We start from the raw sequence: 15,858 nt of genomic DNA on the forward strand, positions 1-15,858 counted from the left end.
CCCGTTTTTCGTTTCAGTGGACAGTCGGGTCCAGCATCGGTTTGCCCGGTTCGAAACGGGGCGCATCGCTGGCGGGCGGTCCATCCTGCATGACGGGGGCATCCCGCACCCTGTCGGACACCGGTGCGAACGACGTGCCCTGCGTGCGCTGCGCAGGATCGCAACCGGCGGCGCGCAGCTTGGTGTCGAATGCGCCGATCCGCATGATGTCGCGCGAGGTCGAACCGATCGCGGTGCCCAGCGTCGTGCGATCGTCCGATCCGGGCGATCCGCCGTTCATGAACTCCGTCATCAGCGCGTCGCATTTCGCGCTCCAGCCGAGCGTCAGTCTGTTGATCCGGGTTTCCAGTGCCGCAGCAAACAGGCCGAGCGTGATCTTCTCCGACCGGAAGGTGGGCGAGACGATGTCTTCGGGCGCATCGCCGCGCTCGACCGAGGCATGAACGCGCGTCGCCGCGCCATCCCTGATCGGTTCCAGCGTGGCGATCATGCGGGTGGCGACCTTGTCGCCGGCCATGACCAGCCAGGTCATTTTGCCAGGCTCACGCTCCAGCTTGAAGTCCGGCGTGACCCCGCCCGATCGGGCCGGATCGGTGCCCGGCGATCCGGGCTCGTCGCGCACGTCCAGTCCTTCAAACGTGGTCATGACGTCGGCTACCGGGCGCTCCACGTCGCGCGAATAGCCGGCATTCAATGCGCCGCTTACATAGAGTATCGCAGCGGCGACCAGGCCGATCGGCACCAGCAATTTCCACATCGATGATTTCCCCCAGATTGGTCCGAAGAAAGATGTAGAAGGCAGGCGTTAAAAGGCATTGAAGCGACTATATGTCATCCCGCCCCATCTGTGCGGGCGCGACAGGCAGGTTCAACTGCCCGCCTGATCGAACAAATGCCGATATTGGCGCGGCTGGCAGCGCAAATATTGCGGCGCGGCCTTCACTGACGCGCCCAGATGGGCGGCCGCGTGCCAAGGCCAGCGGGGATCGTAGAGGATGGTGCGCGCGATCGCGATCAGGTCCGCGTCGCCTGTGCCCACGATCGCTTCGGCCTGCTCATAATCGGTGATGAGGCCGACGGCGATGACAGGAATCGTTACCGCCTGCTTCACCGCGCGGGCCAGCGGCACCTGATAGCTGGGGCCGACCGGGATGGCCTGGCGCGGGTCGTTGCCGCCGCTCGACACATGGATGGCATCGCAGCCACGCGCTTCCAACGCCTGCGCAAAGGCGACCGTCTGGTCGATGTCCCAGCCGCCCTCCACCCAGTCGGTGCCCGACACGCGCATCGTCACGGGCTTGTGCGCCGGGAAGGCCGCGCGCACCGCGTCGAAAATCTCCAGCGGCAGGCGCATCCGGTTGTCGAGGCTGCCGCCATAGTCATCGTCGCGCCGGTTGGAGAGGGGCGAGAGGAACTGGTGCAGCAGATAGCCATGCGCGCCATGCAACTGGATCGCGTCCAGCCCCAGATTGTCGGCGCGTCTGGCAGCGGCCACGAAGGCGTCCCGCACGCGGACGATCCCGGCCCGGTCGAGTTCGGTCGGCGCGTGGGTGCCGGGCGTGAAGGGCAGGGCGGACGGGGCGACCGTCTGCCAGCCATGAGCGGCATCGGGCGCGATCTGCGCGCCGCCCTGCCAAGGCACCTGGGTCGATGCCTTGCGCCCGGCATGGCCGAGCTGGATCGCGATAGGTATGTCGCTATGGGCGCGGACGCCGTCCAGCACCCGCTGCATGGCGGCTTGTGTCGCATCGTCCCACAGCCCGACATCGGCATCGGAAATGCGTCCCTCCGGCAGAACGGCGGTCGCCTCGATCGTCAGCAATGCCGCGCCGGACAGGGCAAGCTGGCCCAGATGGATGAGATGCCAGTCGGTCATTCCCCCATCGACCGCGGAATATTGGCACATCGGGGCGATGACGATGCGATTGTCGAGTTTCAGATTGCCGACATGAAAGGGCTCGAACAGCTTGGGTCCGCTCATAATGTCTCCGATAGGGGCGAGGCCCGGAACTATCGTTCCCCGGCCTTCGCCGGGGAACGATAACTCCCATATAGGTGCTATTCGTCCTTCCGGGATAGCGATCAGCCCGCCGGTGTCAGTTCCAGCAGTCGGCCCTGCGATCCGTCGTCGCCATCCTCCAGCAACCAGAGCGCGCCGTCCGGGCCTTGCTCGACCTCGCGGATGCGGGCGCCCATGTTCCACTGATCGGCCTTGGCTGCATTTTCACCGTCCAGTTTTACGCGGACGAGGCTTTGGCTCGACAGGCCGCCGATGAACAGCGACCCCTTCCAGGCCGGGAACAGGTCGCCCGCATAATAGACCAGCCCGCCCGGCGAAATCACCGGGTTCCAGCTGACCTTGGGCGCTTCATAACCGTCGCCCGCCTTATGATCGGGAATGTCGCGGCCGTCATAATGGCTGCCGTTCGACGCCTTGGGCCAACCATAGTTGAGTCCGGGCTTGATAAGATTCACCTCATCGCCGCCCTTCGGCCCCATTTCCTGTTCCCACAGGCGCCCGTCCTTATCGAAGGCGATCCCCAGCAGGTTACGATGGCCGTAGGACCAGATGGCGGGGTCAAAGCCCTTGGCCGCGAGGGGATTGTTCGCCGCAGGCGTGCCGTCCAGGTTCAGGCGCAGCACCTTGCCCAACGTCGCCTTAGGGTCTTGCGCGGGGTCGAACTTCTGCCGCTCGCCATTGGTGAAGAAGAGATATTTGCCGTCGGGCGAGAAAGCGATTCGGCCGGAATAATGGCCGTTGCCATCGACATAAGGGCTGGCGCGAAAGATGACGGTGACCCCATCCAGCTTGGTCGTCCCATCGCTGGCCTGGGCGAACATGCCCTTTGCCAGCGCCACGCCCTTCACGCCGTCGCGCGCTTCGGAGAAGCTGAAATAAACCGCCTTATCCTTGGCGAAAGTCGGCGAGAGCACCACGTCCATCAGCGCGCCCTGTCCCGCGCTGTCGACAGCCGGGATGCCGGCGATCGGGATTTTGGTGCCGTTCCTCGGATCGAACAGGATCATTTCGCCCGCCTTCTCCGTCACCAGCGCGCGGCCGTCGGGCATGAAGGTCATCGCCCAGGGCGAATCGAAATCGGCGATGACGGCCGTCTTGAAGGGCTTGTCCGCTGCCGCGGTCGTCTGGCTATTGGCCCCTTCGCCGGAACAGGCGATCAGGATGAGGGGAAGGGCGAAGGCGATCGGGTGGCGCATCTGTATCTCCGGCGGTTCGGGCGGTCGGGCGTGTATCTTGGCTGCTAGAATGAGCGACAACGAATAATGTTGCAGATTTCCCGTATCACGCCTATATCGCTCTTGCTTCCTTACATCGTCAAACGTGTCAGGGCCGCAGGCGGAACGCTTGCGGCGCGGGAAGCACGCATATGAGTTTCTGGAGATTGCATGGCGGACATCGCCCTATTGACTGCGCTGATCGAACCTGAGGTGAAAGCCCTGGGCTTCGACCTTGTGCGGATCAGGCTGTTCGGGTCGGGCGACGAGCATACGTTGCAGATCATGGCCGAAAATCCCAAGACCAAGCAATTGGTCATCGAGGATTGCGCCGCCATTTCGCGCCGTATTTCCGACGTGATGGATGAGGTCGATCCGATCGAGGAGGCCTATCGGCTGGAAGTCAGTTCGCCCGGCATCGACCGGCCGCTGACCCGGCTGCACGACTTCATCGAATGGGCCGGCCATGAAGCCAAGATCACCGCGACGGAAATTGTCGACGGGCGCAAGAGCTTTCGCGGCGTCCTGAACGGGGTCGAAGGCGACGACATATTATTTACCGATGCGAAGAGTGGCGATGTCGTCATTCCCTTCGCCTTGATTAGCGACGCGAAGCTGCTGCTGACCGACGCGCTCCTTTCTGCTACCATGCCGCTGTCCTCCGATGGGGCGGATGATTTTGAAACCGAAGAATAAGGGTTCATAAAGCCATGGCCAACGCCATTTCCGCCAATCGGGCCGAGCTGATCGCGATCGCCAACAGCGTCGCATCCGAGAAGATGATCGACAAGGCGATCGTCATCGAAGCGATGGAAGACGCGATCCAGCGCGCCGCGCGTGCGCGTTACGGCGCCGAAAACGACATCCGCGCCAAGCTGGACCCGGAAACTGGCGACCTGCGCCTGTGGCGCGTGGTCGAAGTGGTCGAGCTGGTCGAGGATTATTTCAAGCAGGTTGATCTCAAGGCCGGGCAGAAGCTCAAGAAGGACGCGGTGGTCGGCGACTTCATCGTTGACCCGCTGCCCGCGATCGATCTGGGCCGCATCGACGCCCAGTCGGCCAAGCAGGTGATCTTTCAGAAGGTCCGCGACGCCGAGCGTGAGCGCCAGCATGAAGAGTTTAAGGACCGCGTGGGTGAGATCATCACTGGCGTCGTCAAGTCGGTCGAGTTCGGCCATGTCGTCGTCAATCTGGGCCGCGCCGAAGGCGTCATCCGCCGCGATCAGCAGATCCCGCGCGAAGTCGTTCGCGTCGGCGACCGCATCCGTTCGGTCGTGCTGAGCGTGCGCCGCGAAAATCGTGGGCCGCAGATTTTCCTGTCGCGCGCGCATCCCGAATTCATGAAGAAGCTGTTCGCGCAGGAAGTTCCCGAAATCTATGACGGCGTCATCACCATCATGGCCGCCGCCCGTGATCCGGGCAGCCGCGCCAAGATCGGCGTCATCAGCCGCGACAGCAGCATCGACCCCGTCGGTGCCTGCGTCGGCATGAAGGGCAGCCGCGTGCAGGCCGTCGTGCAGGAAATGCAGGGCGAAAAGATCGACATCATTCCCTGGTCGGAAGATACCGCGACCTTCGTCGTCAACGCATTGCAGCCCGCCCAGGTCAGCCGCGTCGTCATCGATGAAGAAGAAGAGCGGATCGAAGTCGTCGTCCCCGACGATCAGCTGTCGCTCGCCATCGGCCGTCGCGGCCAGAATGTCCGCCTCGCCAGCCAGCTGACCGGCAAGGCGATCGACATCATGACCGAAGCCGACGCCAGCGAGAAGCGCCAGAAGGAATTCGTCAGCCGGTCCGAACTGTTCCAGAACGAACTGGACGTGGACGAAACGCTGTCGCAGCTCCTGGTCGCCGAAGGCTTTGGCGAGCTGGAAGAGGTCGCCTATGTCGAGATCGACGAACTCGCCTCGATCGAGGGTTTCGACGACGAACTGGCCGGCGAATTGCAGAACCGGGCGCTCGAAGCGCTGGAACGCCGCGAAGCGGCCGCGCGCGAGGAGCGCAAGGCTATGGGCGTCGAGGACGCGCTGGCGGAGATTCCGCACTTGACCGAAGCGATGCTGGTCACGCTGGGCAAGGCGGGGATCAAGACGCTGGACGACCTGGCCGATCTGGCCACCGACGAACTGGTGCAGAAGAAGCGCGTCGACCAGCGCCGCCGCAAGAGCGAGACGACCGAGGACAAGGGCGGCATATTGGCGGCCTATGGCCTGTCGGACGAGCAGGGCAATGAGATCATTATGGCCGCCCGTGCCCATTGGTTCGAAGACGAGGAAGCCTGAGCCTAGTGCCCTTTGTCGACATCCGTCTGGCGGGGAACGCCACCCGTGAACAGAAAGCCGCGCTCGTGGCCGATGTCACCCGGTCGCTCGTCGAGCGGCTGGGGAAGCTGGCGTCTGCCGTGCAGGTGGTGATTTCTGAAATCGCGACGGAAAATTGCGGGGCAGGGGGTCAGCTTCTGGCCGACCGCGCGCCCGCGCCTCTCATAAGGCCCGCTACTTTTATAAGGGAGGACGCCCATGTTGCGGACACTCCCCGATGAGAGAATAGCGCCTCTCGACAGCGTTGGACTTGCCCTTTCATCCGTTTTGGCGGAGGGGCGCGCATGACCGAACGCAAATGCATATTGACCGGCGATCGCGCCGACCCCGACACGCTGGTTCGCCTGGCGGTGGGGCCGGAGGGCCAGATATTGCCCGACATCCGCGCCAAGGCGCCGGGCCGGGGCGCGTGGATCGGCGTATCGCGGACCGAACTGGAAAGCGCGTTGGCCAAGGGCAAGCTCAAGGGCGCGCTGGCTCGCGCGTTCAAGGATAGCGATCTTCAGATCCCCGACGAGCTGCCCGCGATGATCGAATCCGGCTTGCGCAGGACGCTGCTGGACCGGCTGGGACTGGAATCGCGTGCGTCGATGCTGCTGACCGGGTCGGAAAAAATTGACGTCGCCTGCCGCAAGGGCCAGGTGCGCCTGTTGCTCCACGCCGCCGATGCGGCGGCCGATGGCAATCGCAAACTGGACCAGGCGCTGCGCGTCGGACAGGAAGCGGAAGGCACGGATTTGGCGGGTATCGTCTTGCCTGTGGACCGGGACGCCCTATCTATGGCAATGGGGCGCGAAAATGTCGTCCATATCGCAGTGACCGACTCGCGTGCGGCGTCGCGTCTGCGTGCGGCCATAGGCCGCTTGGAAAGCTATCTGGGTTGCGCTAACGGGGCGCCTGTGCATGGGGAGCCTGACTCTACCGATGTGCCGGGCGTCGTCGCTTAGGTTAAGTTCGGATGTAAATTTGTTAAGGGCGCCGACGGGCCTTTCCGGTCGGAGCGGAAGTGAAGGGTTAAGTTCAGTCGTATGAGTGACAGCAAGGAAGACAAGCCGGTTCTGGGCCGCAAGCCGCTGGGCATCAAGCGGACCGTGGAATCCGGTCAGGTGCAGCAGCAGTTCAGCCATGGCCGCAAGAATACGGTCGTGGTGGAAGTGAAGCGGCGCCGCGTCCTGGGCAAGCCGGGTGAGACGACCGGTGCTGCGCCTGCGGCTGCGCCCCAGGCCGAGGTCACCCCGGCCGCGCCGCGCCCCGCCGCCCCTGCGCCGCAGCAGACCCGTGCGCCCCAGCCTGCGCCTGCGCGCCAGGCGCCGCCGCAAAGCCTGATGTCGCGTCAGGAATTGCAGGCCAAGCTGCTGCGCGAGGCGGAGGAAGCCCGCATGACCGCGCAGGAAGATGCGCGCCGTCGTGAGGACGCCGCGCGTCAGGCCGCCATCGAGGAACAGAAGCGCCGCGCCGAAGAAAGCCGCAACGCCGTCGAAACGGCCGATGCAGCGCCTGCGCCCGTCGAACAGGCGACGCCGGAACCTGTCGCCGAAGCCGCTGCGCCCGTGCAGCCTTCGCAGGCGGAGGCCGCGCCTGCCGCCCCTGCCGAACAGGAACAGCCCGCCGCCGGTGCGCCGGCCGCCGCCACGCCGCCGCCGCGTCGTTTCACCCCGGTCTCGCCGATCAAGCGCCCGGAACCGGCCAAGCCGGAACGCGCGAAGAAGGGCGAGGACAATCGCCGCCAAGCTGGCAAGCTGACCGTCACCAAGGCCCTGGCCGACGACGACAGCGCCCGCGCCCGCAGCCTCGCCGCGCTCAAGCGTGCGCGGGAAAAGGAACGCCGCGCCCACTATGCCGGTGGTTCCAAGACCCGCGACAAGCAGGTTCGCGACGTCGTGGTGCCGGAAATCATCACCGTGCAGGAACTGGCCAACCGTATGGCCGAAAAGGGCGCGGACCTGGTCAAGTCGCTGTTCAAGATGGGGCAGGCGGTTACGCTCAACCAGCCGATCGATCAGGATACGGCGGAGTTGCTGGTCGAGGAATTCGGCCACCGCATCCAGCGCGTGTCCGACGCCGACGTCGAAATCGGCATCGCTGGCGATGTGGATGCGCCTGAAACGCTTAAAGTCCGGGCGCCTGTCGTCACGATCATGGGCCATGTCGATCATGGCAAGACGTCGCTGCTCGACGCGTTGCGCGGGACCGATGTGGTCGCGGGCGAAAGCGGCGGTATTACCCAGCATATCGGCGCCTATCAGGTGACGACCAAGGGGGGCGACGTCATCACCTTCCTCGACACGCCGGGCCATGAAGCCTTCTCGGAAATGCGCGCCCGCGGCGCCAACGTTACCGACATCGTCATCCTGGTGGTGGCGGCCGACGACGGGCTGATGCCGCAGACGATCGAGGCGATCAATCATACCAAGGCCGCCGGCGTGCCGATGATCGTGGCAATCAACAAGTGCGACAAGCCCGAAGCGAACCCGCAAAAGGTGCGCGAGCGCCTGCTGAGCGAAGAGATCGTGGTCGAGGATATGGGCGGCGACGTTCAGGACGTTGAGGTTTCGGCGCTCAAGAAGACCGGCCTTGACGAACTGATCGAGAAAATCGTGCTCCAGGCCGAAGTCATGGAATTGACCGCCAATCCCGATCGCGCCGCCGAAGGCAATGTGATCGAGGCGCAGCTGGACAAGGGCCGTGGCGCGGTCGCCACCGTGCTGGTGCGCAAGGGCACGCTCAAGGTCGGCGATACCTTCGTCATCGGCGCGGAAAGCGGCAAGGTTCGCGCGCTGATCAACGACAAGGGGCAGCAGGTGAAGTCCGCTGGTCCCTCGACCCCGGTCGAGGTGCTGGGCCTGTCCGGCGTTCCCAAGGCGGGCGACCAGCTCACCGTCGTTGAGAATGAAGCGCGCGCCCGCGAAGTCGCGGCATATCGCCAGGAGCAGATCACGCTCAAGCGGACGGCGTCGGTGCCGACCAACTTCGAAAGCATGTTCTCTGCGCTCAACACGACCATGATCGAATATCCGGTCGTGATCCGTGGCGACGTGCAGGGGTCGGTCGAAGCCATCGTGACCGCGCTCAACCGTATTTCGACCGACGAGATCAAGGTGCGTATCCTGAGCGCCGGGGTCGGTGCGATCACCGAAAGCGACGTGACGCTGGCCGCCGCCAGCCGCGCGCCGCTGATCGGCTTCAACGTCCGTCCCAATGCCAAGGCGCGTCCGCTGGCCGTGCGGGAGAAAATCTCGCTGCGCTATTATGACGTGATCTACGACCTGCTGGAAGAAGTCCGCAACGAAATGGCGGGCCAGCTGGCCCCCGAACGCATCGAAACGATCGTGGGTCGCGCCGAAGTGTTGCAGGTGTTCCCGGCAGGCAAGAAGGACAAGGCGGCAGGTCTGCTCGTCCTCGACGGCATCATCCGCAAGGGGCTCAACGCGCGCCTCACCCGGTCCGATGTCATCGTGTCCAAGACGGTCATCCACTCGCTGCGCCGGTTCAAGGACGATGTGTCCGAAGTCCGCGCGGGCATGGAGTGCGGTGCGGTTCTCCAGGATACGAACGACATCAAGGCCGGCGACACGCTGGAACTGTTCGAAGTCGAAGAGCGCGTTCGCACGCTGTAATGGGTGCACATCAATAGGCTGCGGAGGGAAGCGACAGGGTCATGCTAGGCAAGATCACGCCGATCCTCCGCAGTTTCGATGAAACCCGCGCCCGCGCCTTCTATTGTGACTTTCTGGGATTCGAGCTGGTGTTCGCGCACCGGTTCGAACCGGGCCTGCCGCTGTATATGGGCGTGAAGCTGGGTGGCTGCGAACTGCATCTGTCCGAACATTATGGCGATGCGACACCGGGATCGGCGATCCGCATCGCGGTGGACGATGTCACTGCCTATGTGGCGCAATTGCGGGCGAAAAATTTTGGCAATGCGCGGCCGGGCGCCCCTAAGAAAACAGACTGGGGCAGTTTGGAAACCACCATTACCGATCCAGCGGGAAACCGATTGATGTTTTACACCTATTTGCCGGAGGGCCAGGCATGAGCAATTCTCAGGAAGGCCCGTCCGTCCGTTTGCTCCGCGTGGGCGAACAGGTGCGGCATGTCCTGTCCGACATCCTCCAGCGCGGCGACGTGCATGACGATGTGCTGACCAAACATGTCGTGAGCGTCACCGAAGTGCGCATGTCGCCCGACCTGCGCCACGCCACCGTCTTCATCAAGTCGCTGTTGGGCCAGGATGAGGAAGCGGTGCTCAAGGCGCTGCGCACCAATACCGCCTATCTGCAACGCGAGGTCGCCAGCCGCATCGCGCTGAAATATGCCGCGAAGCTGAAATTCCTGGCCGACGACAGTTTCGACGAAGGCAGCCATATCGACAAGCTGCTGCGCCAGCCCAAGGTAGCGCAGGATCTGGTGAAGGACGAGGGCGAGGAATAATTGCCCTCGCTGTGCTTATGTCGCATAGTTCCGACATAAAGCTGATCGTCAATCGCGATAACCGGGTAACGTTGCCAGCCGCGCTTCGCCGAAAGCTGGGTTTGCGGCCGGGGGACGCGGTAGAACTGGTTGTGCGTGATGGCGGCCTTATTATTCTCCCGGTAACGCGGACGCCCATCTCGGACCCGCTAAACGGAACGGTTCGGGACGCATAGCGGCGTCATTCGGCAAGTCTCGATTGAGTGGGGGTTATCGGTGCGCGCATTTTTGACATTTATATTCGCAGCCATGCTTGCCGGGTCCGGCTCCGCCTTCGCCAAAGACCCTGTGATCCATCCCGCCGTCATCGCCGATCCCAAGCCGGACGCGGCCTATCCCGCCGGCATGAGCGCGTTCGTCATTCCAACGCAGGACGGGGCGATGAACGCGGTTCTCTATACCGCCGCGGGGGCGGGCATCCATCCAACGCTGTTGTTGCTCCACGGCTTTCCCGGTAACGAGCAGAATCTGGACCTGGCCCAGGCCGTGCGCCGCGCCGGGTGGCATGTGCTCACGCTCCATTATCGCGGCAGTTGGGGCAGCCCCGGCACCTTTTCCTTCGGCAACGCGTCGGAAGACGCCTTCACCGCGCTCCAATATCTCCAGCAGCCTTCGATCGTCGCCAGATATCGCATCGATACCAGTGCGATCGTGGTGGCCGGGCATAGCATGGGCGGCTTCATGGCTGCTGACGCCGCGGCCGCCGACCCGCGCGTCGCTGGACTGTTTCTGATCGATCCCTGGGACCCGGCGCAGACGGTCACGGCGCTGGCCACGCCGGAGGGCGAGGCGGCGTGGAAGGCCGAAGTGGCCAGCGACCTGCCGCCGCTAAATGGGGCGACCTATGAGGGGCTGACCGGCGAGATCAAGGCGGACGGGCAGAAGTTCGACCTGGGCCGCCGCCTGGCTGGCTATGGCCGCCGTCCGCTGACGCTGCTCGGCGCGGAAAAGGGAATCGGCGCCATGGCGCGCAAGGCCGCCGCCGATGCGCAGGGCGCCAATCCATCCGCCCGTCTGATGGTCTGGCCGACCGATCACAGTTTTTCTGACAGCCGCATCGCGCTGGCTGACGCGCTGGTCCGTTTCCTGGCTGGCGTCGCGCCGACGATCCGGTAGTTTTTGATTGCCGCGATTTCCGAGCCGGCGGATGTTCCATCCGCCTCGAAATCGCTTTAGGGCAGGCACCGATGGCGAAGCTCTATTTCTACTACAGCTCGATGAATGCGGGGAAATCGACCACCCTGTTGCAGTCCGACTTCAACTATCGCGAACGCGGCATGGAAACCATGCTGTGGACCGCCGCGCTCGACGATCGCTATGGTCGGGGGCGGATCGTGTCGCGGATCGGGCTGGAGGCGCTTGCCGCTCTGTTTGACCCTCAGGTCGATATCTTCGCCGCCATCGCGGCCCAGCATGACGCGACGCCGCTGTCCTGCGTGCTGCTGGACGAGGCGCAGTTCCTGACGCAGGCGCAGGTGTGGCAGTTGGGCGGCGTGTGCGACCGGCTGGGCATCCCGGTGCTCTGCTACGGCATCCGCACCGATTTTCAGGGCCAGCTTTTCCCCGGCAGCGCCGCGCTGCTGGGGCTGGCCGACGCGCTGACCGAGATCAAGACGGTGTGCGATTGCGGGCGCAAGGCGACGATGAACCTGCGCGTCGATGCGGACGGACGGCCGATCCAGCATGGCGCGCAGACGCAGATTGGCGGCAACGATCGTTATGTGGCGCTGTGCCGCCGTCATTTCGTGGAGCAGATGCAGGGCTGACAGCGGCGTCGGCGCGCTATAGAGGCGCGCCATGCATGGCTGGATCATCCTCGACAAACCGCATGGCCTTGGCTCCACCCAGGCGGTCAGCGCGGTCAAGCGTGCGCTGCGAACCCAGCGGGAATTGCTGGGCGGAACGGAAAAGTGGAAGGTCGGCCATGGCGGCACGCTCGACCCGCTGGCGACCGGGGTGCTGCCGATCGCGATCGGGGAAGCGACGAAGCTCGCCGGCCGGATGCTCGACAGCGACAAGATTTACAATTTTACTGTCGCTTTCGGTGTCCAGACCGACACGCTGGACCTGGAGGGGAAGGCGATCGCGGCAAGTGATATGCGCCCAACGCTTGCCGCGGTGGAAGCGATATTGCCGCGCTTCACCGGACCGATCGAGCAGGCGCCGCCCGCCTATAGCGCGATCCTGATCGACGGCCAGCGTGCCTATGACCTCGCCCGCAAGGGGGAGGCGGTCGAGATGAAGCTGCGCAGCGTGACGATATATGAGCTGCACATATCCTCGCCCCAGGGGGGAGAGGATAGCGTAGCTTGCCCGCATAGCGGGCTAGCGCAGCTTGGAGAGGGGAAGGGCGCGCCGATCCCCTCTCCAAGCGCGGCTAGGCAGCAAGCTGCCGAGCCTTGCTATCCTCTCCCCCAAGGGGAGAGGATAAACGCGATCACCCTCACCGCCCATGTCTCCAAGGGCACTTACATCCGCTCCCTCGCCCGCGACATCGCGCTGGCGCTGGGCACGGTCGGTCATGTCACGATGTTGCGCCGCGTGAAAGCAGGCCCGTTCACCCTGGAAACCGCGATATCGCTGGACAAATTGGACGAAGCTGCTAAGGGCGGCGACATCGGTCGGCTTATGCTGCCGTTGACGGCGGGGCTGGACGACATCCCGGCTCTCCCCGTCTCTCCCGATCAGGCACTCGCTCTCCGCCAGGGGAAGATACTGACCGGGATCGCTGCCACCGACGGCCAGTATCTGGCGACATTGGGCGATATCCCCGTGGCGCTGGTGCGGTCGGACGATCATCAGGTCGTCGTGGTGCGCGGTTTCAACCTGATGTCGAGGGAAGACGATTAGATGACGATTACTGCCGAGCGCAAGGAAGCGCTGATCAAGGAATATGCCCGCGCTGAGGGTGATACGGGTTCGCCAGAGGTTCAGGTATCGATCCTGACCGAGCGTATCCAGAACCTGACCGAGCATTTCAAGGGTCACCACAAGGACAATCATAGCCGTCGTGGTCTGCTGATGATGGTCAACAAGCGTCGTTCGCTGCTGGACTATCTCAAGAAGAAGGATCAGGCGCGTTACACCGACCTGATCGGCAAGCTGGGTCTGCGTAAGTAAACCTGCTAAAAGGGACGGCCCCATTCGGGGCCGTTTCTGATTCTGACACATGGCGTCCGGCAATTCGGCAAGGCGTTCATGATCCGGGGACACTTCCCCACACTGTCGCACCCGCGACAGAGGAGAGCGAAAGCCTCTCCATTCATGGAGCCGCACAGGCTCCACCAAAGGCCCCGCCCGGCAATAGGGCCAGGTGGGCGAAGGAAAAAATCTATGTTCGACGTCAAGAAAGTATCCATCGAGCTGGCCGGCAAGACGCTGACCCTCGAAACCGGTCGTATTGCGCGCCAGGCTGACGCCGCCGTGCTGGCCACCTATGGCGAAACCGTGGTGCTGTGCGCCGTGACCGCCGCCAAGAGCGTGAAGGAAGGCCAGGACTTCTTCCCGCTGACCGTTCACTATCAGGAAAAATATTCCGCCGCCGGCCGCATCCCCGGTGGTTTCTTCAAGCGTGAGCGCGGCGCTACGGAAAAGGAAACGCTGGTTTCCCGCCTGATCGATCGTCCGCTCCGTCCGCTGTTCCCCGAAGGTTTCTACAACGAAATCAACGTCATCGCCCAGGTGCTGTCGTTCGATGGCGAAAGCGAGCCGGACATGGTGGCGATGATCGCCGCATCGGCCGCCCTGACCCTGTCTGGCGTGCCCTTCATGGGTCCGATCGGCGCGGCGCGCGTCGGTTACAAGGATGGCGAATATCAGCTCAACCCGTCACTGGACGAAGTGAAGACCGGCGAACTCGACCTGGTCGTCGCCGCCACGTACGACGCGGTGATGATGGTCGAATCCGAAGCGAAAGAGCTGTCGGAAGAGATCATGTTGGGCGCCGTCCTGTTCGCGCATGACGCCAGCAAGAAGATCGTCGACGCCATCATCGCCCTGGCGGAAAAAGCTGCCAAAGACCCTTGGGACATGGCCAAGAGCGATGACCTGGGCGACCTGAAGGCGAAGCTCAAGAAGCTGATCGGCAAGGATATTGCCGCCGCCTACAAGCTGACCGACAAGTCGGCCCGTTCCAACGCGCTGAACGAAGCCCGCGCCAAGGCGAAGGCGAAGTTCACCGCCGACGGCCTGGACGCCCAGACCGTCATGGCCGGCATCAAGCTGACCAAGAAGCTGGAAGCGGAAATCGTGCGCGGCGCTATCCTGAAGGACGGCAAGCGTATCGACGGTCGCACCACCACGCAGATCCGCCCGATCGAAGCAATGGTCGGTTTCCTGCCCCGCACCCATGGTTCGGCCCTGTTCACGCGCGGTGAGACGCAGTCGATCTGCACCACCACGCTGGGCACCAAGGACGCCGAGCAGATGATCGACGGCCTCACGGGCCTGCATTATGAAAACTTCATGCTGCACTATAACTTCCCGCCCTACTCGGTCGGTGAAGTCGGCCGCTTCGGCGCGCCGGGTCGTCGCGAAGTGGGTCATGGCAAGCTGGCATGGCGTGCGCTGCACCCCGTGCTGCCGAGCAAGGATGAGTTTCCCTACACGATCCGCGTTCTTTCGGACATCACCGAATCGAACGGTTCGTCGTCGATGGCGACCGTCTGCGGCGGTTCGCTCTCGATGATGGACGCCGGTGTGCCCTTGAAGCGCCCCGTGTCCGGCATCGCCATGGGCCTGATCCTGGAAGGCAAGGACTTTGCCGTCCTGTCCGACATCCTGGGTGACGAAGATCATCTGGGCGACATGGACTTCAAGGTTGCCGGCACGTCCGAAGGCATCACCACGATGCAGATGGACATCAAGATTGCGGGCATCACGCGCGAAATCTTCGAAGCGGCGCTGACGCAGGCGAAGGAAGGCCGCGCCCACATCCTGGGTGAGATGGCCAAGTCGCTGTCCTCGACCCGCACCGAATTGTCGGCGCACGCTCCGCGCATCGAAACCTTGCAGATCGACAAGTCGAAGATCCGTGAAGTCATCGGCACCGGTGGCAAGGTGATCCGCGAGATCGTCGCCGAAACCGGCGCGAAGGTCGACATCGACGACGAAGGCCTGATCAAGATCAGCTCGTCCGATCCCGCGCAGATCGAGGCCGCCCGCAAGTGGATCCTGGGCATCACCCAGGAAGCGGAAGTCGGCAAGATCTATGACGGCAAGGTCGTCAACATCGTGGACTTCGGTGCCTTCGTGAACTTCATGGGCGGCAAGGACGGTCTCGTCCATGTGTCCGAAATGAAGAATGAGCGCGTCGAAAAGCCGACCGACGTCGTGTCGGAAGGCCAGGACGTGAAGGTCAAGGTTCTGGAAATCGATCCGCGCGGCAAGGTTCGCCTGTCGATGCGCGTTGTCGATCAGGAAACCGGCGAAGAGCTGGAGGACACCCGTCCTGCCCGCGAAGCGCGCGAACCGCGCAGCGATCGTGGCCCGCGCCGTGATGGCGGCGGTGGTGGCGACCGTGGTCCGCGCCGCGAGGGCGGCGAGGGCCGTGGCGACCGTGGTCGTGGCCCGCGCCGTGACGGCGGTGACCGCGGTCCGCGTCGCGAACGCAGCGAAGGCGGCAATGATGCCAATGACGATCGGGGACCGGCACCGGGCGGTCTGCCCGACTTCCTGACCCAGGACTAAGCGGACGTGCCGATCCCAGGATCGGCCTTTCCTACAGATAGAGACGGGGTGTCCGGTTCGCCGGGCGCCCCGTTTTTGCATCTGCAGCCCACAGACTGATTTCGATCAAGGCATGGCTGGAAACTTCTGTTACTCTACCGATACG

At 63.7% G+C, this 15,858-nt stretch carries 16 protein-coding genes; 13 read left to right on the forward strand and 3 right to left on the reverse strand.

Annotated elements, in window-relative coordinates; translation table 11 throughout:
- Nucleotides 1-13: 13 nt before the first annotated feature.
- The 3 genes from CEQ44_RS10830 to CEQ44_RS10840 form a co-directional block, all read right to left on the reverse strand.
- A complete protein-coding gene (locus CEQ44_RS10830; RefSeq protein ID WP_088181748.1) occupies nt 14-757 on the reverse strand; it encodes a hypothetical protein in 744 nt (247 codons plus the stop codon).
- 111 nt (nt 758-868) lie between these two features.
- Nucleotides 869-1,981 carry an NADH:flavin oxidoreductase/NADH oxidase gene (locus tag CEQ44_RS10835; protein ID WP_088181749.1) on the reverse strand — a complete coding sequence of 371 codons (1,113 nt, stop codon included), beginning with the start codon at nt 1,979-1,981 and terminating at the stop codon, nt 869-871.
- 101 nt (nt 1,982-2,082) lie between these two features.
- Nucleotides 2,083-3,216 (reverse strand): PQQ-dependent sugar dehydrogenase, encoded by a 1,134-nt coding sequence (locus CEQ44_RS10840; RefSeq protein WP_088181750.1) that lies wholly within the window; start codon nt 3,214-3,216, stop codon nt 2,083-2,085.
- Between the two features lie 189 nt (nt 3,217-3,405).
- On the opposite strand from CEQ44_RS10840, the gene rimP reads away from it, so the two are divergent.
- The 13 genes from rimP (at nt 3,406) to pnp (ending at nt 15,713) form a co-directional block, all read left to right on the forward strand.
- A complete protein-coding gene (gene rimP, locus CEQ44_RS10845) occupies nt 3,406-3,930 on the forward strand; it encodes a ribosome maturation protein RimP (protein ID WP_088181751.1) in 525 nt (174 codons plus the stop codon).
- Nucleotides 3,931-3,944: 14 nt separating this feature from the next.
- Nucleotides 3,945-5,516: a transcription termination factor NusA gene (gene nusA, locus CEQ44_RS10850; RefSeq protein WP_088181752.1), complete on the forward strand. Its 1,572-nt coding sequence runs from the start codon at nt 3,945-3,947 to the stop codon at nt 5,514-5,516.
- 5 nt (nt 5,517-5,521) lie between these two features.
- The gene (locus CEQ44_RS10855) at nt 5,522-5,776 is read left to right on the forward strand and encodes a 4-oxalocrotonate tautomerase family protein (RefSeq protein WP_088181753.1); all 255 of its coding nucleotides are present in this window, start codon (nt 5,522-5,524) and stop codon (nt 5,774-5,776) included.
- A 63-nt stretch (nt 5,777-5,839) separates the two neighbouring features.
- Nucleotides 5,840-6,502 carry a DUF448 domain-containing protein gene (locus CEQ44_RS10860; protein WP_088181754.1) on the forward strand — a complete coding sequence of 221 codons (663 nt, stop codon included), beginning with the start codon at nt 5,840-5,842 and terminating at the stop codon, nt 6,500-6,502.
- A gap of 81 nt (nt 6,503-6,583) precedes the next feature.
- Complete coding sequence (infB, locus tag CEQ44_RS10865) at nt 6,584-9,172, forward strand: translation initiation factor IF-2 (protein ID WP_088181755.1); 2,589 nt, start codon at nt 6,584-6,586, stop codon at nt 9,170-9,172.
- A 41-nt stretch (nt 9,173-9,213) separates the two neighbouring features.
- Complete coding sequence (locus tag CEQ44_RS10870; protein ID WP_088181756.1) at nt 9,214-9,591, forward strand: glyoxalase superfamily protein; 378 nt, start codon at nt 9,214-9,216, stop codon at nt 9,589-9,591.
- The gene (gene rbfA / locus CEQ44_RS10875; protein WP_088181757.1) at nt 9,588-9,986 is read left to right on the forward strand and encodes a 30S ribosome-binding factor RbfA; all 399 of its coding nucleotides are present in this window, start codon (nt 9,588-9,590) and stop codon (nt 9,984-9,986) included. Before CEQ44_RS10870 ends, rbfA begins: the two co-directional genes overlap by 4 nt.
- 17 nt (nt 9,987-10,003) lie before the next feature.
- On the forward strand, nt 10,004-10,201 hold the full coding sequence (locus CEQ44_RS25380; RefSeq protein ID WP_088181758.1) for an AbrB/MazE/SpoVT family DNA-binding domain-containing protein: 198 nt from the start codon (nt 10,004-10,006) through the stop codon (nt 10,199-10,201).
- 73 nt (nt 10,202-10,274) lie between these two features.
- Nucleotides 10,275-11,141: a S9 family peptidase gene (locus tag CEQ44_RS10885; RefSeq protein ID WP_088181759.1), complete on the forward strand. Its 867-nt coding sequence runs from the start codon at nt 10,275-10,277 to the stop codon at nt 11,139-11,141.
- A 71-nt stretch (nt 11,142-11,212) separates the two neighbouring features.
- On the forward strand, nt 11,213-11,791 hold the full coding sequence (locus CEQ44_RS10890; RefSeq protein WP_088181760.1) for a thymidine kinase: 579 nt from the start codon (nt 11,213-11,215) through the stop codon (nt 11,789-11,791).
- Nucleotides 11,792-11,822: 31 nt separating this feature from the next.
- Nucleotides 11,823-12,875, forward strand: a complete 1,053-nt coding sequence (gene truB / locus CEQ44_RS10895) for a tRNA pseudouridine(55) synthase TruB (RefSeq protein WP_088181761.1) — start codon at nt 11,823-11,825, stop codon at nt 12,873-12,875.
- The gene (rpsO, locus tag CEQ44_RS10900; protein WP_088181762.1) at nt 12,876-13,145 is read left to right on the forward strand and encodes a 30S ribosomal protein S15; all 270 of its coding nucleotides are present in this window, start codon (nt 12,876-12,878) and stop codon (nt 13,143-13,145) included. It abuts the gene before it with no gap.
- Between the two features lie 213 nt (nt 13,146-13,358).
- Nucleotides 13,359-15,713 carry a polyribonucleotide nucleotidyltransferase gene (gene pnp / locus CEQ44_RS10905; protein WP_088181763.1) on the forward strand — a complete coding sequence of 785 codons (2,355 nt, stop codon included), beginning with the start codon at nt 13,359-13,361 and terminating at the stop codon, nt 15,711-15,713.
- The last annotated feature ends 145 nt before the right edge of the window (nt 15,714-15,858 follow it).

The organism is Sphingobium sp. Z007 (genome assembly GCF_900013425.1).
Lineage (GTDB): Bacteria > Pseudomonadota > Alphaproteobacteria > Sphingomonadales > Sphingomonadaceae > Sphingobium.

Coding starts and splice junctions, on each gene's coding strand:
- CEQ44_RS10830 (WP_088181748.1), bottom strand. CDS start 757: ATGTGGAAATTGCTGGTGCCGATCGGCCTGGTCGCCGCTGCGATACTC.
- CEQ44_RS10835 (WP_088181749.1), bottom strand. CDS start 1,981: ATGAGCGGACCCAAGCTGTTCGAGCCCTTTCATGTCGGCAATCTGAAA.
- CEQ44_RS10840 (WP_088181750.1), bottom strand. CDS start 3,216: ATGCGCCACCCGATCGCCTTCGCCCTTCCCCTCATCCTGATCGCCTGT.
- rimP (WP_088181751.1), top strand. CDS start 3,406: ATGGCGGACATCGCCCTATTGACTGCGCTGATCGAACCTGAGGTGAAA.
- nusA (WP_088181752.1), top strand. CDS start 3,945: ATGGCCAACGCCATTTCCGCCAATCGGGCCGAGCTGATCGCGATCGCC.
- CEQ44_RS10860 (WP_088181754.1), top strand. CDS start 5,840: ATGACCGAACGCAAATGCATATTGACCGGCGATCGCGCCGACCCCGAC.
- infB (WP_088181755.1), top strand. CDS start 6,584: ATGAGTGACAGCAAGGAAGACAAGCCGGTTCTGGGCCGCAAGCCGCTG.
- CEQ44_RS10870 (WP_088181756.1), top strand. CDS start 9,214: ATGCTAGGCAAGATCACGCCGATCCTCCGCAGTTTCGATGAAACCCGC.
- rbfA (WP_088181757.1), top strand. CDS start 9,588: ATGAGCAATTCTCAGGAAGGCCCGTCCGTCCGTTTGCTCCGCGTGGGC.
- CEQ44_RS25380 (WP_088181758.1), top strand. CDS start 10,004: ATGTCGCATAGTTCCGACATAAAGCTGATCGTCAATCGCGATAACCGG.
- CEQ44_RS10885 (WP_088181759.1), top strand. CDS start 10,275: ATGCTTGCCGGGTCCGGCTCCGCCTTCGCCAAAGACCCTGTGATCCAT.
- CEQ44_RS10890 (WP_088181760.1), top strand. CDS start 11,213: ATGGCGAAGCTCTATTTCTACTACAGCTCGATGAATGCGGGGAAATCG.
- truB (WP_088181761.1), top strand. CDS start 11,823: ATGCATGGCTGGATCATCCTCGACAAACCGCATGGCCTTGGCTCCACC.
- rpsO (WP_088181762.1), top strand. CDS start 12,876: ATGACGATTACTGCCGAGCGCAAGGAAGCGCTGATCAAGGAATATGCC.
- pnp (WP_088181763.1), top strand. CDS start 13,359: ATGTTCGACGTCAAGAAAGTATCCATCGAGCTGGCCGGCAAGACGCTG.